Here is a 21,964-nt window from a genome sequence, read left to right as displayed (position 1 = left end):
CCGCCTTGGCCGAGGCCTTGGCGGCCTCGACCTGCAGGGCGGCGGCACGCAACGCCGGGGCGTTGGCGGCGGCGGTGTCGAGGGCTTGGCCGTAGGTCAGGGGTGCGGCCTGGGCGGCGCTGGCGAGGAGTGCCGCGGCCAGGGTGATGGCGATACGCATCGGAGATCCGATCACGATGGACTGTGGAACTTGGGCGGCTGGAGGCGAAGGCCTGGCGGGGAGGGGCCCCGCCAGGCTTCCATCGTCCGCGCCAGGGCTTGGCGCGGACGATGAGCGCGTTAGCCGCCGTGGCCCGACTTGGACGCGGCGGCGCCCTTCATCATCGGGCAGTCACAGTCCTTCATCGCCATGGCGGTCTTGGCCTCCGCGTCATCGATCCTGATGTTGCGGCGGAAGACGTCATGCGGGTTCGATGACGGGGGCGAGGCCCGATAGGTGACGCCGGCGTCGGTCGACGGCGAGGCCAGAGCGGGCGAGCCCGCGATCGCGGTGAGAGCGGCCGCGGCGAAGGCGGCGGCGAGGGTCTTGGAGATTTGCATACTGATACGTCCTGATAGGGTTCGGAGACCGCGCGAAGGCGGTGCTCGGATCCCGGGCGTGACGACAGGCAGGCGCGGATGCGCGACCCCGGCGACACGGCACGGGATGGACCCGCGTCAGACGCGGGTCAGGATCAGGCGATCAGTTTGGGTGGTCGTTCGTCGCGCGGTGGCGCGTGCGTGCGCAGCGGATCAGCGGGCGCGGCCGTCAGGCGCATGGGCCTGATGGCCGGGAGCTGGATGTCCGACGTGGGAAGCGCGGCGATCGTCGCGCACAGGGCGGCGCAGATCTGAGCGCAGGCCTTGCCGTCATGCGGCGACTTCTGGTTCTCGTCGCAGCAAGGATCGTGGCTGGCCTTGGCGCCGTCCGTGGACTGGGCCATCGGCATGGCCATGCCGGCCATAGCCTCGGGTCCAACCTTGGCGCACTCGACCTGCGCAGCCGCGGCGGTCACCGGGCTGATCAGCAAGGCCAGGACGGCCAGGAAGGCAAGCAGGTGCCGCATCGCGGTGAAACTTAGATCCGTAGGTCCAGCTTGTCGATCCCTAGAGGCATCTCCTCCCGCCCTCTACGCTCGCTGTGGAGCTGGATCCGCTGCGGGCCTCCCTGTACATCTCCCCCACGAGGGGCCGTCATCGGTTGCACCCCTCTGAATGTCCGGTTCCTGGAGGGATCCGAGAGTCTGCAAATGGCGCAAGCGACTATGCGAGACAGATGTGTGCTGGGCCGCGCTGAGCCACTGAGCCACTGAGCTTCCGGGGCGGGCGGTCTGATCGGCGAGCGACGCAAGCGTGACAATTAGTTTCCCGCCAGGCTTGTATTTGGCATAGCGATCTCTCCGCGCCGCGTGTCGCGCAATCGTCCGGAGAGTTCAGACCCGATGCGGAAGATGACCACCTCCTGCCGGCCGGCCCAATCCCTGGAACCCAAAGGCGAGATTGGCCCGTTCCTGCCGATCGCCGCCGACGAGGTCGAAGTATTCAACGACATCCTGTCGGACGAGCTGGACTCCAGTTTTGCCTCCAGCATCGGCTGCTGCGATTTCTGTTACGACAGCTTCAAGGCCCGCTGGCCCAATGTCGCTTTCCGGAACCTGGCGTTCCAGCGCAACGCCATGGATGCGCGCTGGGCAGTCGACTACTCGCGCCTGCCGGGGATCTACAGCGAGGCGGAGATCTCCACCCTGAGACACCTCGTGCAGTGCCCGCGCTGCCTCGAGCATGGGGCTTGCAACATCTGGCTCTACGAGCATCGGTTCAGCGACGTGGAGGCTATCGAGCGCGACATCGATACCTTGCTGGCGATCGCCCGAAGGACACCGTTCCTGATCCTCACTCACCCGTTCGCGGTCCAGGTGCTCGAAGAGGTCAAGCGTCAGGCGCAGGCGGCGGTGGCCGCGCCGATCGACAGGCCGCTCTACCGGGCGCGGTTCGCCGAAGATGTCGCGCGGCTGGGACAGGACCCAGATGCCCTGGAGACGTTCGGTCCGGCCCCGGCCCGCTATGTCGGCGAGGGGCGCTTCAACCATGCCGGCGCGCCGATGGTCTACCTGGCCGACGCGGCCGAGACCGCCGCCGCGGAAATGGGCGCGCCGGGGGCGCTGTGCCATGTGGCGCGGCTCCGCCTCATCCCACCGCTGAAGGTCCTGGACCTCAACGCCATCGAGGAGGATGCGCCTGGTTTCGACATCCTGGGCGCGGTCACCGCCTCGGCGCTGCTAGCCGCGCCGCGCACCGGGGAGGGTTGGGTCAAGCGCCAATACGCCTTCTCGCGCTTCGTGGCCGACTGCGCACTTTCGGCTGGCTTCGACGCCATCTGCTACGGGTCGATCAAGTCGCGCGACGCGGCCAACTACGTCATCCTCGCGCCGCCGGACGCCGTCGATCAGCTGGCCGCGTTCGAGGACCGTCAGGACCTGGTTTGCCCCGAGCCGGCCCGGCGTTGGTGAACGGCCCATCGCCCGTCGCCGCCGAGCTTCGAGGGCGCGATCGCATCCAACCACAGACTACAATCAGACGGGGGATCACATGGCCAGGGACAACATCGTCTCCAAGGAGATCTATCGGCGACACCTGAAGCTATACCGCTATCTCAACGACGCCTGGATCTTCACGGCGCTGATGCGGCCGGAGATGGACCAGCGCGCCAAGACGCTTCGGGCCTCCAAGAGCAAGGTCAAGAAGCCCTATCCTGTGCCCAAGCGCTCGGGTGTCGTGATCAGCAAGCGGCGTGACGAGGACATCGGCCTCATCTTCTACGCCCAACATGACCGAGGCATCTTCGAAACCAACATCATCTCCATGGTGTCGCGGGTGGAAGCCTTCGTTCAGGAGTGCATCGCTATCGCCGCGACCGCGTTTCCCGCCAAGCTCGCGGTGCTCGCCGACAAGAGCGGGATCCCGCTGGATCTGTTTCTCGATCACGAGGACCGGGCGGATGTGATCCGGCGCTTTGTGGCGCTCAAATGCGAAGGGCTGATGTTCGGCAAACCCTCCGACTATTTGGACAAGGCCGCCAAGGTGCTGTCGATCGAACTGGACGCAGAGCTCGTCCGCGCCTTCATCGAGATCAAGGCCTCGCGGGACATTATCATCCACAACAGCGGCCTCATCAACAAACTGTACGTCGAGAAGGCTGGGGACGCGCGGCGTGGTGAGGTCGGTGAGGACCTGATCATAGACCACGACTACTTCCGCCATGTCATTGTGACGTTGAAGGCCCTGTCGGGCGGCATCCAGTCCAGAACCGAGGCGGTCTACAAGTAGCCGGCGGGGCAGAGCCGCCCAAGTTTCGCCTGAAATCGACGCTGCCCGGCAGGCTTCGCTCACGCTACGCTTGGCGGCGGGCGAAGGGCGTGATCCAGCTTCCGGTTATGCGGTCCGAACGGCGGCCCGACGGAATCGCGTTCGGCGCGCCTCCCGCGAACGTCGTGTTGCTGGAGGAGTGCCAATGTCGGCTAATGGCGCCGGTCAGACCGGACCGCCCGGGAGCGACTGGTTCGAAGAACCGGACGCTTTGATCGGCTGGGTGGGTGGCTGGCGGACTCGGCTATCGAGCGAGAGGACTGCCCGTGAAGGTTACTCGGCAAATACTTCGTCGAGCAGGCAGAACGCTATCGTCCAAGCCCGGCGCTCAGCGCGCGCGTCGTAGCCAAACCCTGGCATCACCACCAACTCGTCGACTCGGGGGTTCGTGTAGGTGTGTCCGACGCCGCCGAACAGATGAAGCTGCCAATCGGCGCCTTTCTCCTCCATCTCCGTGGCGAAGGCGGCGCGATCCTCCGGCGGAACAACGGCGTCTCGAGCCCCGACCATCATGAGCAGTTTCGCCTCGATCGGCCCGTCGACGCTCCCGGCCGGGCGCTTGAGACCGGGATGGAAGCCGATGGCGCACAGGATCGGCGCTCTCGCCCGTGCAAGTTCCGTGGCGACGATGCCGCCTTGGCAGAACCCGATCGCCGCCAGCCGAGTGTGGTCGACGTTGGGCTGAGCAGCTAGCGTTTCCAAGGCGGCGGTGGCGCGGGTGAGCATCAAGCCGGGGGTCGCCATCATGTGCTCATGCTTGGCGATCATCTTCTCGAAGGAGAATTGCTCGTAGGAGAATAAGCCCTCGCCGTAGAGGTCAAGCGCGAGCGCAACATAGCCCCGCTCTGCGAGTTTGCGCGCCCAGATGGTCATGCGTTCGTCTCGGCCCAAGCCCTCGTGGCCGATCAGCACACCAGGCGCAGGTGCGCCGCGCGAGCCATCGACAATGTAACCGGTCATGGTCACCTCGCCGGATCGATAGGTTACTTCGCGCTCGTTCATGATCGCCAACCCGCTCTGTGTCGGACGAGCTTGGCGCTGAACGCCGGCGTCTGTATTGAAACTTTGGGACTCCCAGGACCTATAGGTAATAGGTCACCGATGAGTCCGCGCCGCCGAATGTTTCGGCGAGCGGTGAGCGACCGCCGCGCGCGTATTGGCCCGGCGTGGTGCGCAGACGCCGCCGCCACTCTCGAATTTGGTGGGCCTGATCGGAAAAGCCGGCGCCGCCTTCGCAGCCTGCCTGGACGGCGCTCAGACTGCGATCGAGGCGATGGAGATCCAACAGCTCCTTGGGACCGATCCCCAGGTGCTCCTTCACGAGGCGCGATAGATGTCGCCTCGTCACGCCAAGCGTTTCCGCTGCGACCGACACGCGCGACGCATAGGTCAGCTCGCGAGAGGCGGCCTCGAACAAGTCGATGGATCCCGTAACCCTGACGGCGGTCAGCCGTGCCAGTAACCATCCGTCGAGGGCCGCCGCCAGGCTGTCCGGACGCGCGGATGCTTCGTTCAGGAGAGTCGCCGCGGCGCGATCACCGACCACAGAGCCGGCGTCCACAAGAGAATTCGCGACGCCGGAAGCGCAGCCGGGGAAAAGACGCGCCAAGCCCAGCGGGGTGAGCAGCGCCATGATGAAATCGGTATCGACATCCGAGCGCCAGGATCGCGCCTGCGTCTGAACCCCCAAGAGCGAGAACATCGGCGTAAGGTCGCCGTCTGAACTGCGGTTCGGACGTCCGATATTGACGGTCAGCACCGCGCCCGGTCGCGGGGCGGTATCGATCGGACGTCCACGATGGGCTCCGACTCGATCGGAGACGCGCCAATATCCTGACACGTAAGGATGAAGCGGTGACGATGGCCGATGAGGGCTGAACATGATCGTATTTTGGTGCTCGTGATGGCGCGATGCCCGCTAAGAACTCTATCACCTACTGGATCATCGGCGACGCGCCCACGGCCCACATGCAGAGGTTCGGCCTTTGGAAACAATAGCGCGTGGCTGACTCCCAATCCCGCGACCGGGCTTTCAAAGGCGGAGGGCGCGTTGGCCCGCAGCGCCCTCAAGCGAGCCTGCTGAATGTCCGAAAGGGGGCGTTCGTCGCCTTCGGAGCGCCGGGCCGACGGTCGTGTTTCTGGCGCGGCCTGAGAGTCCGCTCGTGGCGCTGCACAGTCCGAGTTCGCCGTTTCCCAAAGCCGCAATGGCTACTCCCACCCCCGACGAACGTCCTGTCGGCGGCATTCCGGGCACCCAATCGCGTACGTCGGCCGGCGTTCCCGATCGGCGTCACGCCGTTCCTCGGGAGTTAGGACTTCGACAGTGAACCTGTGACCGCAGTTGTTGCAGCGATATGGCGTCGGAATTGGCATCGTTCTACCAATGCTAAGTTGGCCAGATTGTACGATCTCGCGTTTCTCCGTCAGAAACGGTCATCGCGGTGGGGCTCTAGCTCCGTGGGACCCGTGGCTTGCGTAAAGGGCGGCGCACTGTGGGCTTTGCCTTGGCGACCGTCTTCGGTTTCGCCGGTCCGGCCTTGGATTTGCCGACCTTGGTCGCCGTCGGCTTGGCTTTCGCCGCGACAGGTGTTTTGCCCTGTGCAGCGGATTTTGCTGCGAGTTCCAATCTAACTGCTCCGACCACGCGTCGGATGCCAGAAGAGATGTCGAGATAGGCCTTGTCAGCTGGCCGCCATGCAGTGATCGGCTTCCCGTCCGTTGGTAGCAATTTGAAACGCGCCGCCGTTGTAGCCTTCCAGTCGCAAGGCCTTACGACCACTGCGACAACGCGAACGAGGCCTCGTGACCTATGCGACATCGCCCGAGTGAACTCAAGTTTCCAGCAATAAGTACTCGCCAAGTAGTCAGGGCTGAGAAGCGCCACGAAGATATGCGCTTGGCGCAGTTCGCGAGCGATACCTGTGTCCAAGGCGTCGCCGGCGTTAATATCGCCATCGAACCAAGTCGTGACGCCATCGCGCTTCAAGGCGGCGAGGTGGGTTTCGAGCTTCTCGCGCGCGCCTGAATCCTTATGTGAGTAAGAAACGAAAATATTGACCTGCGGCTTTGCGCCTGCACGAGCAGCCGCGCCGGCTCTTAGCGTCGATCCTCGTTGTTGTGCCGCCATAGCGCCCACCCCAATAGCAGCTCGCCGCAGGCCTTACGTACCGGTCAACGACGAATCAGAGAGGTCGAATAATGCCTCTGTACTCAATCTATGTCTGCATTTGGACCGGGGGCCAATGCCGCGTACGAAAGCTTTTGACGCTACGCCTTGCCGCCGGCGCGTCCTCGAGGGCTTTGCTGGGTTCTTGGTAGCAGGCGGCATCTTTTCAGGACGTCACGCGACATAAATGTCCGGTTCCGGGAGGTGAGCCAAGTTCTTCTTATGGCGCGACCCAGTCCTCTCTCGTGTTTCGCACTCGCTGGGCACCACGATCGCTGAAGATCAAACTTGACTGAGGTTTACTGCACTTAACGCCATGACGGTGCGCGTCTCTCCTAGGCTGCCGGGTGAAATCCCCATGGCGGAGACGACCCATGCAGCGTGCCCAAAGCCTTTCGACGATGCGCCCAGCGGTCATGCCCGCGAACGCGCCTGGTCTGATGACCCTTGTTCCGACCGCCCGCGCGCGGCTCGATTTGCGCCTGGATGTCTTCGGCGACGGCCGTGAGCGGCAGACCGGGCAAGATCCGTCGGTGCGCGCGCAAGGGGAGCGCTGGACAGGCCTGCTCCTATGGCAGGTCAAACGGGTTCGCGACTATGTCGACGCGGACCTGCACGGCGCGATGTCGCTGAGCGTGGCGGCGGCTCATGCCCGCCTCAGCCCTGGCTACTTCTCCAGACGGTTTCGTCAGTCCTTTGGCGTCACCTTCTCAAGATTCGTAGCCGCTCGGCGCGTTGAACGCGCGCGAGGGCTCTTGGTCGGCGGCGCCAGCAAGCTGTGTGAGATCGCCTTGGCCTGCGGCTTTGCCGATCAGGCGCACTTCACGCGGACGTTCGGTAATCTCATGGGGTGCACGCCGGGACGGTGGCGGCGCCAAGCCGCCACGAGTCGGTTGTCGGCTTAGCGCGGTACGGCCGCGAGGGCGGCAAGCCCCTTCCTGGAAATCTTGAGTTTCATTTCGCTTTCTCGTGGCGCCTGCGCGCAGGCGTTAGACGCTGTTCAGGAGCGGGAAGCCCTTCAGTCATCTTCCGGAGTATCGACCATGACCACCAGCAACTGGACCCGTCGGCGCGCCTTGAAATCGGGCGCGACACTGCTGGGCGCGACCCTGGCGACTTCGGCTGCCGCCTTCGCCACCGCGCCCCAGACCGAGGGTTACGCCGCCGTGCCTGGCGGCAGGATCTTTTGGCGAAAGTTCGGATCGGGCGGCAAGACGCCGTTGCTGACGCTGCACGGCGGCCCCGGTTCGTCGCACAACTATCTCCTCCCGTTGCAGGCGTTGGCCGACGAACGCCCGGTGATATTCTACGATCAGCTCGGCTGCGGCAGAGCGGACGCCCCCGAAGACGCGAGCGTCTACTCGATCCAGCGCTCGGTCGATGAGGTGGACGCCGTGCGCGCCGCTCTGGGTCTGGACCGGGTTCTCCTGCTTGGCCATTCGTGGGGCGCCTTGCTGGCCGTGGAGTATCTCTGCCAAGGGCGGGGCAGGGGCGTCGAGCGCCTGATCCTGAGCGGCGCCATGGCCAGCATTCCCCAGGTTATGGCTGGCTTCGATCGCCTGTTCGCCACCATGCCTGAAGGCTGGAGCGCCAAGATCCATGCCCTGGAGAAGGCGGGTGAGACGGCCACGCCCGAGTACGCGGAGCTTGTCCAGAAGTTCTACGACACCTTCGTGCTGCGGGTTCCGCCGAGCCCCGAGGTGCTGGCGACGCTGGAGGCGCTCACCAAGTCGCCGGCCTATCGCGTGCTCAACGGGCCCAACGAGTTCACCATCGTCGGCAAGATCAAGGATTGGGATCGTCGCAAGGACCTCAAGGCGATCACCCAGAGGACCCTGATCACCACCGGCGAGTTCGACGAGGTCACCCTCGACTGCCATGAGACCCTTCGCGACGGCATCGCCGGCAAGGCGCGCCTGGCCGTGATGACCGGGTGCTCGCACCTCACGATGAACGAGAAACCGGAGCAGTATAACGCCCTGCTGCGCAGCTTCGTGAACGAGGCCTGAGCCCTCGCCGGGGACGGCCACCCGTCCCCGGCGAGACGCCCGGCTCAGCGTTCCGGGCTCGCCTCGGCCTTGGCCAGCAGGTCGGCCATTCGCACCAGATCGGCCAAGGACCCAGCCTCCATCTTCCTCATGACCTGGCTGCGGTGAAGTTTGACGGTCGCTTCGGTGATGGCGACGCGATCGGCGATTTGCTTGTTCAGCAAGCCGGCCGCCACCAAGGCGAAAACCTGCCGCTCACGTTCGGAGAGAGTCCTGTGTCGCGCGCGCAGCGCCAGCCCGCCCTTGGCCTCTTCCCGGCGTTGTTGGTCGGCGGCCAAGGCCCTGTTCACGGCCTCCAGAAGATCTTGCTCGCGCACGGGTTTGGTCAGCACGTCGATGGCGCCGGCCTTCATCGCCCGAACCGCCATCTGGACGTCGACATGGCCGCTGATGAGCACGACCGACTGGGCCGCGCCGCTCCTGGCCAGGGCCTCCTGAAACTCAAGGCCGCTGCGACCCGGCAGGCGGATATCCAGAACGATGCACCCCGCTTGGTTCCGTCGGCCGGCGTCGAGAAACGCCTGCACCGAGCCGTAGAGCTCCGTCACCAGCCCCACCGATTGGAAGAGACCGCGTAGCGCTTCGCGCACGCTTTCGTCGTCATCGATGACGACGACGACGCGCTCGCCCTCGCCGTCCTTAGCCGTTGGAGACATCAACGCCGTATCCTTCCGCCAAGGGCAGGGTGAAACTGAAGACGCCGCCACGCGCCCCATTGTTGGAAGCCCAGATTCTGCCCCCATGGGCTTCGATGATCGAGCGGCAGATTGAAAGGCCCATGCCGATCCCCTCGGTCTTGGTGCTGAAGAACGCCTCGAACAGGCGATCGGGATCTTCGGCCCCCAGTCCCGGTCCGGTGTCCGCAACCGTCACCAGCGCGTCGCCGTCGTGGATTTCGGCGCTGACGGTCAGGCGTCGTGCGCTCGCCGCCGCGCTGGCCATTGCCTCGACGGCGTTCATGACCAGGTTCAGCACGACCTGCTGCAACTGGGTGCTGTCGCCGCGGATGGTAATGCTGAAATCACTGAGCTCCGCTTTGGCGACAACGCCGTGGCGCCTGAACTCTCCCTGCAGCAGGTCAAGCACCACCGGGATAACCTGATCCAGGCACACCCGATCCAGGCGCGGCGCGGACTTGCGCGCCAGATTGCGCAGGCTGGTGATGATGTCGCCTGCCCGGTGTCCGTCACGCACGATGCGCTCGACGGCCTGACGCGCCATGGCCAGATCCGGCGGGTCTCCATTCAGCCAGCGAAGGCAAGCCCCGGCGTTGGTGACGACCGCCATCAGGGGCTGGTTGACCTCATGTGCGATCGAGACCGCGAGTTCGCCCATGGTCGTCATCCGCGTCACGTGGGCCAGTTCGTTCTGGCTTTGACGCAGGTTCTCCTCTGCGCGCTTGCGGTTTTCGATATCGACGTTGATGCCGAACCACTGGGTGATGTTGCCAGCGCCGTCGAAGAACGGGCTGGCCCGCCACAGGAACCACCTGTACTGGCCGTCGGCCCGTCGTATGCGCACCTCCGACTCCCCCTGGGTTCCGGATTGCAGAATTCCGTTCCAGACTTCCAGGACCCGCTCATGATCTTCCGGGTGGAGGTAGTTCATGAAGCCATAGCCGAGGATCTCCTCGTTCGTGGCGCCGCCATACTCCAGGAAGCTCTGGCTCCAGAAGGTGATGTTGCCTTCGGCGTCGGCCTTCCAGGTCAGGCCGGGGATCGATGAGACGATCTGCTGGAGCTGCCGCTCGCTTTCGCGCAGCGCGGCTTCACTGGCCCGAAGCGCATCTCGCGCATCCTTGCGGTCCTCGACGTCGATATTGACGCCGAACCATTCCATCACCTGTCCGGTCTCGTCATGGGACGGGCTCGCGCGGAAGAGCATCCAGCGATAGCAGCCGTCCGCGCGCCGAAGCCGCGCTTCGTGTTCGCTGGCGCGGCCTTGCGCCAAGGCCAGCGCCCACGCGCCGAGAAGCCCATCGGCGTCTTCCGGGTGGATCGCGTCCACCCAGCCGCCCGCCAAGGCCGAAGCCGCGTCTTGACCGATATAGTCCAGGTATTGCTGGCTCAGGAACGTGATCGCGCCGCCATCGTCTGCCGACCAGACAAGACCGGGCACCGCATTGATGATGTGCCGCAGCCGGCGCTCATTTTCCCGAAGGGCGGTCTCGCTCGTCCGTAGAGCGTCCTCGCTCCGCTGCAGGTCCTCGATATCGACGTTGCATCCGAACCATCGCACCACGCCATTGGCGTCAGTGAGCTTGCGGCCCGCGAAATAGAACCAGCGGTACTGGCCATCGGCGCCGCGGATACGCCCCTTCAGCGAGGTCTGATCGCTGTGGGCCAGATCCCGCTTCCAGATCTCGACCATGCCCGCCACGTCGTCGGGGTGGTAGAGATCCAAGAAGCCCCATTCCAGGATCTTGTCAGCCGGTTCCCCGGCGTACTCACGCCAGCTTTGATTGATGAAATCGGCGCTGCCGTCGGGCCGCGCCGACCAGACCAGGACCGGCAGCGAATTGATGATCAGGTTGAGGTTCTGCTCGCTGGCCAGCAGGGCGGCCTGAGCCACTTCGAGCGCGGTCTCGGCGCGCTTGCGATCCTCGATGTCGGCGCCGGCGCCATACCACTTGATGACGGCGCCATCCGCGTCGAACAGCGGGTTCTGCCGCAGCACGAACCAGCGGTACTGGCCATCGGCGCGCCGGATGCGGCCCTCGACGTCGCGGGGACGCTTGGTGGCCAGGATCTCCTGCCAGGAGGCCAGCAGGTGAGCGGTGTCGTCCGGGTGGAAGATCGGCCAGAACCCCTGGCCGCTGATCTCCTCGGCCGTCCACCCGACATAGTCGACGAAGTTCTGGTTACAGAAGTCGATCAGTCCATCCGGCGTTGTCGACCAAGCCATGGTCGGGATGGTGTTGATGGTAAGATGCAGCCGCCATTCGCTTTCCGCCAAGGCCGCCTCGGAAAGGGGTTTGTCGCGGAAATCCGCGGGCGGCTGGCGGTCGCTGAGGTCGCGCATCTCGCGGCACGCCAGCCCGGCCTGTGACGCGGCGAGTCTGAGCTTGGACAGCTCCATTCGATCCGGGAAGGCGACGCGGCGTGCGCCAGCCAGGATCACGCCGATGCTGGCGTTCTCGCCCAGGGGGCATTGGACCACCGACATCGCCCCCCCGCCCACGGTCTGCATGACCTCGGGCGCGCCGGTGGCGGACCAGATCTCCAACGCGGCGCGGATCGCCTCGGTCGAACACGTGTCGCCGAAAGCCGGGGCCACGCGCAGGAAAATGTGTGTGGTGTCGTTGAAGCGCAGGCCCACGAAATCCAGCGCGAGCATGTCGAGCAGGGTGTCGAGCACGCCCTCTGCGATCGAGGTCGGGTCAAGGCCCTTCCACGTTTCGGGCAGAAGGCTCAGGCGCTCGATGTCGCTATAGAGCTGTTCCAGAATCTGATCTTTCGGCTGTCTGGGGCGTGACGTGCGGCGGCGCCACGAGGGGCCTTTGTCCTGCCTGTCCGGCGTGGCCTTAAACTAGCGTGATCCAGGCCCTGCTTCCACCTGACCAAGGTCTAGGCGCGTTCGACCTTCGGCTAGGGCGAAGGTGATCATTGGGCGCGAGGCGGCCTCGAGACCGGGCTCGTCGGCCGTCGGTGCGATCCGAAGGGGCGCCGAGGAGCCGCGCCGCGCGAGGCGCCAGGTCCGCCTAGACGAAGGTCGAGCGCGACACGCCCCGCGGGGATAGGAGCGCGACCATGGACGAATTGAACCCTTCCGACGCCGCGCCCTAGCCTCGAAGCACAATCAGAGGAGGGTGGCTTGTCGAACCTTTGGAAATCAATCCGCCGCCGCGATGCGGGTGGCGTGGACCTGCGGAACGGAGCGACGTGCTCATGACCCACGCTCCGACCTTCGCCTTCGGCGAGTATCTGTTCATCCCGCGGCGCCAGCTCCTGCTGAAGAACGGCCAGGCCGTTCGCATCGGGTGCCGGGCCCTGGATCTGCTGACCGCCTTCGTCCAACGTCCCGGCGAAGTGCTCAGCAAGCGCGAGTTGCTGGAAGAGGCCTGGCCCAGCACCACGGTCGTCGAGGGAAATCTCAAGGTCCATATCGCCGCCTTGCGCCGTGCGCTCGACGACGACGCGGACCTCGCCCACTATATCGCCACCGTGAACGGTCGAGGCTACCGGTTCATCGCGCCTGTCGAATGCAGCGAGGCCTCCACGACCCTCGCGGCCATGGCGTCGCCGCAGCCCCTCGTCGGCGAAGCCCATCCCGCGCCCGTCGGCCCGTTGGAGGAGCGGTTCCACAACATGGTCGCCTTGCTGACGCAGGCGATGCGCTCGGTGGTCGTCGACCTGCCGGGCGAGGCCGGGGTGGGCGCGGCGTCGGCGACGTCACGCCGGGTCCTGTGCATCGAGCTGACCGCCCGTGACGAGGCCTGGATCGAGGGCGTTTTCGCCCAACCCCAACGCGTTATGTCCGCGGCGCGCTGAGCGCGTCGCGGACATCGGATGCGTAGGTGCCAGGTCTAGTTGGCGACCTTGCGGTCCAGGAAGTCGTGGATCAGCGGCGCCATGACGTCGAGACGGTCCTCCAGGGCGAAGTGGCCCGAGTCGAGGATGTGGATCTCGGCCTTGGGCAGGTCGCGCAGATAGGGATGGGCGCCTTCCTCGGGGAAGATCTTGTCGTTCTTGCCCCAGACGATCAGCGTCGGCGGCTGGCGATCGCGAAAGAACTTCTGGAAGTCCGGATAGAACGGCACGTTGGAGCCGTAGTCTCCGAGCATGTCCAGCTGGACGTCACGGTTGCCCGGACGGTCGAGCAGGGCCTGGTCGTGGACCCAGTTGTCGGGACTGATGCGCGCCACGTCGCCCATGCCGTCGGTGTACTGGAACTTGGTGATGTCCAGGGTGACCAGGCTGTTGAGGGCGTCGCGGTTCTTCTGCGAGCGGTCCTTCCAGTAGACCTTGATCGGATCCCAGAACGGCGACTGCAGGCCTTCATTGTAGGCGTTGCCGTTCTGCACGATCAGGCCGCTGACCCGTTCGGGGTGCTTCAGCGCCAGGCGGTAGCCGATCGGCGCGCCGTAATCCATGACGTACAGGGCGTAGCGCTTGGCCCCCAGTTGGGTCGCCAGCTTGTCGACGACGTCGGCCTGGTTGGCGAAGGTGTAGGCGAACTTAGTGTGGTCCGGCGCGTCGCTCTGGCCATAGCCCGGATAGTCCGGCGCGATGACCCGGTACTTGTCGGCCAGCAGCGGGATCAGGTTGCGGAACATGTGCGACGAGGTCGGAAAGCCGTGCAGCAGCAGCACCACCGGACCATCGGCCGGACCGGCCTCGCGATAGAAGACCTTCACGCCGTCGACCGTGGCGGTCCGGTAGTGAATCACCGGCGGCGCGAGGCGCGTGATCGCAGCCTTCGGGGCCGGAGCGGCCAGGGCGTGGGGCGCGGTCGCCAGGGTGGTGGCGGCCAAGGTGGCGGCGGCGAGCGCCAGGGACGTGAACAGTCGGGTCATCGGAAATCTCCTTGAGTTTCAGGTTGGGGTTTTCAGCGTTTGAGAGGTCTCGCCACGCCAGGGCGCGCGGCGAGATCGGCGGACGGCGCGACTACTGGGTTTCGTCAGCCGCCATCTCGATGAAGTCGGCGACGTAGCCGGGCTTGGAGAGCATCACCGCGTGGCTGCTCGGCGTTTCGACGAGCGTGGCCTTGGCCCGCACGGCCATCGCCCGCTGGGCCGCCGGCGGGATCATCAGGTCCTGCGTGGCCAGCAGGTAGTAGCTGGGCTTGGCCTTCCAGGCCGGCGCGGTGATCTTGGCCCCCACCGCGCCGAGGCCCCACGGGACCTGGGAGGCGGCCATGAAATGGGTGGTCGCCGGATCGACGTCGGCGGCAAAGGCCGAGGCGAACTTGGCCGGATCGATCTGGATGAAGCCGTCCTTGGGCGGCAGTAGGGGCGCGGGTGGCGCGCCGGGTACCGGTGTGCTGGCCAGTTGCAGGACGGACTCGCCAGCGTCGGGCGCGAAGGCCGCCAGATAGACCAGGCCCTTGACCTTGGGATCGGCCCCGGCCTCGGTGATCACCGCCCCGCCGTAGGAGTGGCCGACCAGGATGACCGGATGCCTGGCCTGGGCGATGGCCTCACGGGCCGCCATCGCGTCACCCTCCAGGGTGATGGTCGGGTTCTGGACGATGAGGACTTCAAAGCCCTTCTTCGACAGAAGTTCGTAGACCGGACGCCAGCCCGAGGCGTCGACGAAGGCGCCGTGCACGAGCACGATCGATACCGGCTTCTCGGCGGCGAGGGCCGCGCTGGCGGCCGCCGAGGCGGCCAGGGCCGCGATCATTCCAGCTAGGGCGCGCTTCATTGTGTTCTCCATCGTGCAAACGGTCCCGAGGCGGGCGTTGGCTAAATGGATAGTCCATCGAAGGTCGTCGCAGGGGTTATGTGTGGTAAAGCTCGGTCAATAACCGCAGTCGGTGTTGGCGTAATAGAATTAAGTGCCGTGTGATATGGAATCTATGAGGGAAATGTCGGCGCGAGACTGATCCTGTGCCGAGGGCAGGCCCAAAGTTTACAGCACTTTACTGGCTCATTCGGTTTGATCGACGGATTATCCGTTTGCACGGAGCGCCCAGGCGGCGCCGATCCGAGCGTGGAAATTCGAGGAATCCGATGACGATATCGCCGAGCCCAAAGTCGAGCGTCCTGCCCACCGGTGGCGGCGCGGCCCTCCTGGATCCCGCCGACACGGTGATCCTGCTGCTGGACCACCAGGCGGGTCTGTTCCAGACCGTCAAGGACATCGCCGTGGCGGACCTTCGGCGCAATGTCGAAATGGTCGCCAGGCTGGCGACGCTTCTGAACATCCCGGTGATCACGACCGCGTCCGAGCCTTCCGGCTCGAACGGCCCGCTGATGCCCGAAATCCACGAGCTGGCGCCCCACGCCGTCTACGTGCCGCGCAAGGGCGAGGTGAACGCCTGGGACAACGGCGACTTCGTCGCCCAGGTCCAGGCCACCGGCCGCAAGACCCTGATCATGGCCGGTGTCTGGACCAGTGTCTGCGTGATGTTCCCGGCGCTGGATGCGCGCGCGGCCGGCTACGACGTCTACGCCGTGGTCGACGCCTCAGGCGATCCCAGCGAAATGGCCTCGCGCACAAGTCTTGCCCGCTTCGTGCAAGGCGGCGTCAAGCCGACCTCGACCAATGCGCTGCTCAGCGAGCTGCATCGCACCTGGGCGCGCCCGGAGGCCGCGGAACTGGCCAAGCTCTACGGCTTGGCGGCGCCGAACTACGCCGCGGTCATGGAAAGCTTCCAAAAGGCCCAGGCCGTCGCCCGGGCCGGCGTCTAGCGGATCTCGAGGGGCGTCCCTGGCGAGGTGGCCGTCGTCCGCCTCGACCAAGGCGATCAGCGCCCCATCGCGCCCGGTCCAACGCGTCGCCGGGCGGGCCTGACCCAAATTTTGAGCGGGAGGTCCCGATGTCGCCAGCCCCTATCCGTCCCGATGTCGTTTTACGCCGCGCCGAGGTCGGCGAGGTCTCGGTCTTCTACCGCGAAGCAGGGGACCCTGAGCGTCCAGCGATCCTGCTGCTGCACGGCTTTCCAACCTCGTCGCACCAGTTCCGTGACCTGATCCCGCGCTTGGCCGATCGCTATCACGTGATTGCACCCGACTTGCCGGGCTTTGGCTTCACGACCGTCGCCGAGGGCTTCGACTACAGCTTCGCGAAGTTGGCCGAGGTCATCGCTGCGTTCACCGACGCGATCGGCCTCGCGCGCTACGCGATCTACGTCTTCGACTACGGCGCGCCGGTGGGCCTGCGCCTGGCGCTGGCTCGGCCCGACGCGGTCACGGCGATCGTCTCACAGAACGGCAACGCCTATGAGGAAGGCCTCAGCGACGGCTGGGCGCCGACCCGGGCCTATTGGGCCGATCCCTCGCCGACCAACCGCGAGACGATGCGCGCCATGCTGACCTTGGAGACCACGCGCTGGCAGTACACTCACGGCGCGCCGGACGAGACCCAGGTGGCGCCGGAGGCTTACTGGCTGGACTATGCCCTGATGTCGCGACCCGGCAACGACGACATCCAGCTGAAGCTGATCGCCGACTATGTCAGCAACGTCGCGCTCTACCCGCGCATCCACGACTACTTCCGGACCCGCAAGCCGCCGCTGCTGGCGGTCTGGGGCGCGAGAGATCCATTCTTCCTGCCGGAGGGGGCGGAGGCCTTCCGCCGCGACCTCCCGGAGGCGGAGGTGCATTTTCTCGACGCCGGCCACTTCGCCCTGGAGACCCATGGGCGCCAGATCGCCGACCTCATGCGCGACTTCCTGGACCGTCATCTGACCTTAAGATCCACTTTCGTGCCGTGATAAAACGGCCGTGCGCTTGGCGCGACTATGGCTGGCATCGATCAACGGCCCCTCTGAATTGGGAACAATGGTCCCCAGCGTTGCGGGTGTTACAAACTGCGCATAAATCGCCAGTCGCCAATTCTTGAACTCAATTTTTTCGCCCCCAGATCCTTATCGGGCGAGTACGACGGCAAGGACGATTTTCCGCCCTCCCTGCAGTTGGATACTGACCGCGGCGAACTTCGACCACGCCATCACGCAGAAGAACGCCTCTCCGCAAGAAGGCCGCCGCGCTCGCTGATCCTGGCTTGCATCCAGCGACTGCTTAGGTATCGATACCAATATCAAAGTCAGCCGGCTCGATCGGGCCATGACGACGGGGAGGATACATGGATCGCAAGCGGCATCTGCCCATGCGCATCGCTACGGCCTTGGTCGCGACGACGTTGTGTGGGGGCGCGTTCGGGGCCACCCTCGCGGACACGCTGCGGACCTACCCCGTGCCAAAGTCTCTCCTGTATTCGGCGCACAATGACGATTTCACCGTCCGCGTCCGCAAGCCCGGCGGCGAGTGGCGAGACCTCTACGAATATCGCGTGCAGATCGACGCCGACACGCACCAGAATGCATCGATGGTCTATTTCGATTTCGACGGCTCGGTCGAGATCGAGGTGCTGAAGAACAACGGCCGGTTCGATCAGGTGTCGGTCGCGCCGCTGTCCAGCGCGGTGAAGGTCCAGCGCGAGAACGCCCTCCTGCGCATGACGCTCACCCGGCCGGAGCGCTTTTCGCTTCAGTTCAACGACGATCGTCTGCACAACCTTCACATCATCGCCGGCAAGCTCCCCTCCTCGCGACCGATCGGCGAGGACGTCGTCTATTTCGGCCCCGGCCTGCACACGCCGCCAGCGGGAACGGACTATTTCCCGGTGAAGTCGGGTCAGCACGTCTATCTCGACGGCGGCGCGGTGCTGAAGGGCGCGTTCGACCTGACCGGCGTCAAGGACGTGAAGATCTCCGGCCGCGGCCTGCTCTGGGATCCGGGCCGGGCGATTGATCTGGATCAGTCCAGCAATGTCGACGTCTCGGAGTTGATCATCGTCAACAGCGACCGCAGGGATGCGGCGCGGGTCATGAATATCCGCAACTCGCGCGATGTCAGCGTGCGCGACCTGACTGGCTTCACGTCCGGCAAGTGGTCCGACGGGATCAATATCTCCACCTCCCAGCACGTGACGGTGGCGGACGGTTATCTGCGGGTGTCCGACGACGCGGTCGTCGTCTACGCGGTCGCCGACTGCCCGCTGTGCCGCCAGAAGGCCGCGCAGACCGGCGTCCCCGATCCGAACCCACCGGGCGACACGTTCGACATCAAGGTGCGGAACATGCGGATCTGGGTGGACGTCGCCCACGCGCTCTATGTCGGGCATTTTGGCGACAACGCCGATCCGCGGACGATCCGGGACATCACCTTCGACAACGTCGACATCGCCAACCTGGACGAGGACGACCCGGACTGGGAGGGCGCGATGGCCGTCTATTCGGGCGACGGCACGATGATCCGCGACGTCACCTTCAGCAACATCCGGGTCGACCGCATCGAGGAAGGCAAGCTCATCCACATCGTGGCCGGCGCCAACCCGCGCTACAACAAGGCGGCCGGGCGCGGCGTCGATGGCGTCGTGCTCCGCGACATTACCTTCACCGGCGCGGGCATGCCCAGTTCGTCGATCATCAAGGGATTGTCGCCCCAGACGGCCGTGAAGAACGTGACGATTGACAACCTGCGGATCGGCGGTCGGCCCGTCAGGAGCGCCGCTGACGGCGACATCATCGTCGGCGGCGACGTCCTGGGGCTCAAGATCCGATAGGCGCGGGTCGGGCTCCTGGGCGAGGGACCAGATCTCGCCCAGGGCGGCGTGGTCAGCGCGACGCGGCCGTCCGGCGCACCAGCGCCACGTCGCGTTCGCAGGCCTTGACCGCGCCGTCCACCTTGATCGATCGCGCGCCGTTGCAGGCCAGACGGATCGCGTAGGTGGGCTGGCCCTCGATGCTGGCTTCGACGCCCTGCCCAACGGCGGTCTCGACGACGAAGGCCTTGGACAGGGAGTCCAGTTCGACCCGACCCTCGCGCCGCAGGTAGCTGCCGTCGGCGACGAACCAGCGCTGAGCCTTCTGCGAGCCGCCGCCTTCGGGATAGGTCAGCGCCAGGATGTAGGCGTCGGTCTCCCAGCCGCCGAGATTGGCGTTGGCGTTGCGGTGACGGATGCGCCCGTCGGCCAGGAGGTTGAAGTAGACCTCCGTGACCTGGCCCTTCTGGTGGACCTTCACGAGCAGATAGTCCTTGGTCTCGACGCGCTCGATCCGCGGCGCGCCGGCCGAGCCGTTGGGGGTCAGGGCGACGACGAACTTCATGCGGTCCGACACCGTCGGCGCCTGCAGCCGCAGGTAGGACTGGGTTTCGTCGGGCGCATGGTCCTTCAGACCCGTCGCCTGGATCATGCGCAGCAGTTCCGGATAGTCGGTGGGCAGGCCCCCGTCGGGCAGGGTTTCGGGGAAGAGCGGCTGGACGGCCACTTCGGCGTCGCCGTTCTTGACCGTGATCACCTGGCCCTGCCGCTTGACCTCGCCTTCATAGTGCATCAGCCACTCGAACTGGCCCGGCTGCCAACCTTTCAGGTCGTCGATGACCAGGATCACGTCGCCCACCCACAGGAAGCTGCGGTACTTGCGCTCAAAAGTGCTGGCGTTGGGTCCCGTGGCGTCGGCCCATACGAAACGCAGGTCGCCGGCATCGACCAGATGGTCCACCCGCCCGGGGAAATGGGAGCCGTCGTAGGTGTTGCTGGAGGGTTCGGCCCTGCCGTCCAGGGTCACGACGTTATGGGCCACACTCTGGCGGTAGTAGCCGTCGTACTCCGGCCGCGCATAGTTGCTGTTGCCGGAATCGATCAGCAGCTGCTTGCCGCGATGCCACAGGATGAAGCTGCCGGCGTCAGCGTGGTTGTGGTTCCAGGTGAAGCCCGAGCGGACCGCCAGGAACGTCGCGTTCGGGTCCCATGACGAGCGCATCGTCGCCGAGCCCAGGTCGCGATCGATCCAGCTCGTCGGCAGCCCCGGCCCGCGCGCCGCCCTCGACCGGGTCTTGGCGGCGGGCCATTGCACCATGTTTTCGGGCTCGCTCCAGACGTCCTGGCTGGGATTGGGACGAACCGTGTCGAGATACCAGAGATAGCGGGATTGTTGGTCGCCGCTGGCCCAGAGGTTGACGATGGCGTGCGCCCCGCTGGCCGTCGGATTGCCGTCCCCGAAATTGGACGACAGCGCCCCCGAACCGGTCGGGTAGAGGTTCTGGATGAAGAAATCCGCGATGCCGGCCAGACGCGGCGTCGGCGCGGGCTTTTCGGTGAAGGCGTCGAGCCAGGCGCGCCTGAACCGCAGATAGCCCTCGGCGGCGAAGTCGGCGTAGTTGATGCTCTCGACGAAGGCGCCATTGGCCGCGAAGTGCTGGGGCTTGGTCTCGATCGCGCTGCCGTCGTAGTTGGCCCACTCTTCGGAGGCCTCGTCGATGCGCCGGATCCAGGCGTCGGCCTGGGGCTCCTCGGTCTTGACCGCAATGGCCGCGACGCCGGCCCCGAAGACAATGTGGCTGAACCAGTTGTGGCCCATGGTGTCGAGGCTGTGGATCCGCTCGGCGCCGTCGATCCAGTCGGCCAGGGTCGGCTTGATGGCGCCCTTGACCAGCGCCTTGGCGAGCCGGTCGCGCTCAGCGGGGGTCAGCGTGTCGTAGATCGCATCGAAGGTCAGGCCATAGACATAGGCGCTCGTGCCCATGCCAAGGTCGGAGTTCCAGACCGGCGTGCGGGCCAGCAAAGGCTTGTCGGTCACCCAGTTGGACCGCGCCGCATAGACATCCAGCAAGGCCTTGGCGCGATCGGCGTAGCGACGCTCGCCGGTCATGCGATAGGCCAAGGACAGGTCCATCAAGGCGGCGTTAAGCTCGCGGTCGTTGGTGGGTTTGCGCGACAGCGCCTCGTCGGCTTGTCCGTGCGCATGCATCCAGGCGGCCTTGGCGTCCGGGTCCTCGGTCACGCGCGATTTGAACTGCGCGACGTGTTTGTCGCTGAAGGTGAGGTACGGATGCCCCGAGCGCAGCGTCTGGGCCTGGGCCGGCCCGCCGATGAAACACGCCGCCAGGGCCAGGCAGGAAACCCGCCACATCACACCGCGCACCAAGCGCCTCCTCCCATTGTTCTCATTGTGTCTTGCCGCGACAGCCGGGCCGACGAAGCGAGCATCAGTCGGCCCTGAAGATGATATCGATATCAAAAACTATCACAAGACGGTCCCTGCGAACGACGCTTAGGCCAGCGAGAGATTGACCGCGATGCTTCGGCGCACGCCCGGGCTCCTGAACGGATAGACGCAGTGCAGCATCCAGGACGGCCAAAGGTAGAACTCGCCCATGACCGGCTTGACGACGAACAGGTTGCGGACGCCGACGGCGCTACGGCTGTCGATGAACTGCAGGCAGCCGGCGGTGTTCTGGCGGGCCTTGTCGGCCTGGAACTCCGCCTCGTAGCCCGGCGGCACGCGCAGGAACCCGACGCTGCTGAAAAGGCACCCCTGGTGGAAGTGGGCCGGATTGTAGTCGCCGGCCACCATGTCGTTGATCCAGCCTTCCTTGATCTGGATCTGCAGCTTCTTGTCCTCGAGTTCCTCGGTGCGCTGGTAATCGCCATAGTGCATCAGCGCATTTTCGCAGCGGTAGGCGTAGGTGCGCGCGACATCGTAGAGGAAGTCGGTGACCTCGGGCATCTGGCCGATCACGTCGGTGAACCGGATCTCGGTGCTGACGACGCCGGCCAGATGCTTGGACCAGTCGCGGGCTGCGACCTCGTCCTTGCGCTTGATGATCTCGTCGATGCGCGCGTTCAACTGGTCGACCATGCTCGCAGGCATGGTCGCCTTGATGATCGTCGGGCTGAACGGCGCAACAAGCTTCAGGTCGTAGTCGCTGGTCATGCCTTGCCTCGCCCGGGAC

19 protein-coding genes are annotated in these 21,964 nt (G+C 65.5%); 8 read left to right on the top strand and 11 right to left on the bottom strand.

Going from position 1 to position 21,964, the window contains the following annotated elements; translation table 11 throughout:
* Positions 1-279: 279 nt before the first annotated feature.
* Entirely contained in the window at positions 280-540 is a 261-nt protein-coding gene (locus tag ACIPQB_RS22950) for a hypothetical protein (RefSeq protein ID WP_446487566.1), read from the bottom strand.
* A gap of 134 nt (positions 541-674) precedes the next feature.
* Positions 675-1,046 carry a hypothetical protein gene (locus ACIPQB_RS22945; protein ID WP_446487565.1) on the bottom strand — a complete coding sequence of 124 codons (372 nt, stop codon included), beginning with the start codon at positions 1,044-1,046 and terminating at the stop codon, positions 675-677.
* A gap of 375 nt (positions 1,047-1,421) precedes the next feature.
* Here ACIPQB_RS22945 and ACIPQB_RS22940 point away from each other — a divergent pair, with 375 nt between their 5' ends.
* Positions 1,422-2,489 carry an RES family NAD+ phosphorylase gene (locus ACIPQB_RS22940; protein WP_446487564.1) on the top strand — a complete coding sequence of 356 codons (1,068 nt, stop codon included), beginning with the start codon at positions 1,422-1,424 and terminating at the stop codon, positions 2,487-2,489.
* Positions 2,490-2,568: 79 nt separating this feature from the next.
* Positions 2,569-3,306 carry a hypothetical protein gene (locus tag ACIPQB_RS22935; RefSeq protein ID WP_446487563.1) on the top strand — a complete coding sequence of 246 codons (738 nt, stop codon included), beginning with the start codon at positions 2,569-2,571 and terminating at the stop codon, positions 3,304-3,306.
* A 312-nt stretch (positions 3,307-3,618) separates the two neighbouring features.
* Here ACIPQB_RS22935 and ACIPQB_RS22930 read toward each other — a convergent pair whose 3' ends face one another.
* From ACIPQB_RS22930 to ACIPQB_RS22920, 3 genes are all read right to left on the bottom strand, one after another.
* The gene (locus ACIPQB_RS22930) at positions 3,619-4,347 is read right to left on the bottom strand and encodes a dienelactone hydrolase family protein (RefSeq protein ID WP_446487562.1); all 729 of its coding nucleotides are present in this window, start codon (positions 4,345-4,347) and stop codon (positions 3,619-3,621) included.
* A gap of 79 nt (positions 4,348-4,426) precedes the next feature.
* Complete coding sequence (locus ACIPQB_RS22925; RefSeq protein ID WP_446487561.1) at positions 4,427-5,104, bottom strand: helix-turn-helix domain-containing protein; 678 nt, start codon at positions 5,102-5,104, stop codon at positions 4,427-4,429.
* Between the two features lie 690 nt (positions 5,105-5,794).
* Positions 5,795-6,472, bottom strand: coding sequence for a toll/interleukin-1 receptor domain-containing protein (locus tag ACIPQB_RS22920; RefSeq protein ID WP_446487560.1), 678 nt, complete (start codon positions 6,470-6,472; stop codon positions 5,795-5,797).
* A gap of 413 nt (positions 6,473-6,885) precedes the next feature.
* On the opposite strand from ACIPQB_RS22920, the gene ACIPQB_RS22915 reads away from it, so the two are divergent.
* Together ACIPQB_RS22915 and ACIPQB_RS22910 are read left to right on the top strand one after the other, a co-directional pair.
* Entirely contained in the window at positions 6,886-7,416 is a 531-nt protein-coding gene (locus ACIPQB_RS22915; RefSeq protein ID WP_446487559.1) for a helix-turn-helix domain-containing protein, read from the top strand.
* 138 nt (positions 7,417-7,554) lie between these two features.
* Positions 7,555-8,520, top strand: a complete 966-nt coding sequence (locus ACIPQB_RS22910; protein ID WP_446487558.1) for a proline iminopeptidase-family hydrolase — start codon at positions 7,555-7,557, stop codon at positions 8,518-8,520.
* A 44-nt stretch (positions 8,521-8,564) separates the two neighbouring features.
* On the opposite strand, the gene ACIPQB_RS22905 is transcribed toward ACIPQB_RS22910, so the two are convergent.
* Both ACIPQB_RS22905 and ACIPQB_RS22900 read right to left on the bottom strand, forming a co-directional pair.
* The gene (locus ACIPQB_RS22905) at positions 8,565-9,215 is read right to left on the bottom strand and encodes a response regulator transcription factor (RefSeq protein ID WP_446487557.1); all 651 of its coding nucleotides are present in this window, start codon (positions 9,213-9,215) and stop codon (positions 8,565-8,567) included.
* Complete coding sequence (locus tag ACIPQB_RS22900) at positions 9,199-11,916, bottom strand: PAS domain-containing sensor histidine kinase (RefSeq protein ID WP_446487556.1); 2,718 nt, start codon at positions 11,914-11,916, stop codon at positions 9,199-9,201. Before ACIPQB_RS22900 ends, ACIPQB_RS22905 begins: the two co-directional genes overlap by 17 nt.
* 530 nt (positions 11,917-12,446) lie before the next feature.
* Between ACIPQB_RS22900 and ACIPQB_RS22895 the strand changes: the two genes are divergently transcribed.
* Positions 12,447-13,049: a winged helix-turn-helix domain-containing protein gene (locus tag ACIPQB_RS22895; RefSeq protein WP_446487555.1), complete on the top strand. Its 603-nt coding sequence runs from the start codon at positions 12,447-12,449 to the stop codon at positions 13,047-13,049.
* Positions 13,050-13,084: 35 nt separating this feature from the next.
* Here ACIPQB_RS22895 and ACIPQB_RS22890 read toward each other — a convergent pair whose 3' ends face one another.
* Both ACIPQB_RS22890 and ACIPQB_RS22885 read right to left on the bottom strand, forming a co-directional pair.
* Positions 13,085-14,074: an alpha/beta fold hydrolase gene (locus ACIPQB_RS22890; RefSeq protein WP_446487554.1), complete on the bottom strand. Its 990-nt coding sequence runs from the start codon at positions 14,072-14,074 to the stop codon at positions 13,085-13,087.
* A 91-nt stretch (positions 14,075-14,165) separates the two neighbouring features.
* Positions 14,166-14,924 (bottom strand): alpha/beta hydrolase, encoded by a 759-nt coding sequence (locus tag ACIPQB_RS22885; protein ID WP_446487553.1) that lies wholly within the window; start codon positions 14,922-14,924, stop codon positions 14,166-14,168.
* A 308-nt stretch (positions 14,925-15,232) separates the two neighbouring features.
* On the opposite strand from ACIPQB_RS22885, the gene ACIPQB_RS22880 reads away from it, so the two are divergent.
* The 3 genes from ACIPQB_RS22880 (at position 15,233) to ACIPQB_RS22870 (ending at position 18,791) form a co-directional block, all read left to right on the top strand.
* A complete protein-coding gene (locus ACIPQB_RS22880) occupies positions 15,233-15,913 on the top strand; it encodes an isochorismatase family protein (protein WP_446487552.1) in 681 nt (226 codons plus the stop codon).
* A 128-nt stretch (positions 15,914-16,041) separates the two neighbouring features.
* A complete protein-coding gene (locus ACIPQB_RS22875; RefSeq protein WP_446487551.1) occupies positions 16,042-16,938 on the top strand; it encodes an alpha/beta fold hydrolase in 897 nt (298 codons plus the stop codon).
* A 482-nt stretch (positions 16,939-17,420) separates the two neighbouring features.
* Positions 17,421-18,791 carry a glycosyl hydrolase family 28 protein gene (locus ACIPQB_RS22870; RefSeq protein WP_446487550.1) on the top strand — a complete coding sequence of 457 codons (1,371 nt, stop codon included), beginning with the start codon at positions 17,421-17,423 and terminating at the stop codon, positions 18,789-18,791.
* A gap of 52 nt (positions 18,792-18,843) precedes the next feature.
* Here ACIPQB_RS22870 and ACIPQB_RS22865 read toward each other — a convergent pair whose 3' ends face one another.
* Positions 18,844-21,153, bottom strand: coding sequence for a heparinase II/III domain-containing protein (locus ACIPQB_RS22865; protein WP_446487549.1), 2,310 nt, complete (start codon positions 21,151-21,153; stop codon positions 18,844-18,846).
* Positions 21,154-21,282: 129 nt separating this feature from the next.
* Positions 21,283-21,945, bottom strand: coding sequence for a putative 2OG-Fe(II) oxygenase (locus ACIPQB_RS22860; RefSeq protein WP_446487548.1), 663 nt, complete (start codon positions 21,943-21,945; stop codon positions 21,283-21,285).
* Positions 21,946-21,964 lie beyond the last annotated feature (19 nt).

This window comes from Caulobacter sp. LARHSG274 (genome assembly GCF_052871235.1).
The sequence above is the reverse complement of the archived record's forward strand: the minus strand, read 5'-3'. Positions and strand labels throughout refer to the sequence as shown.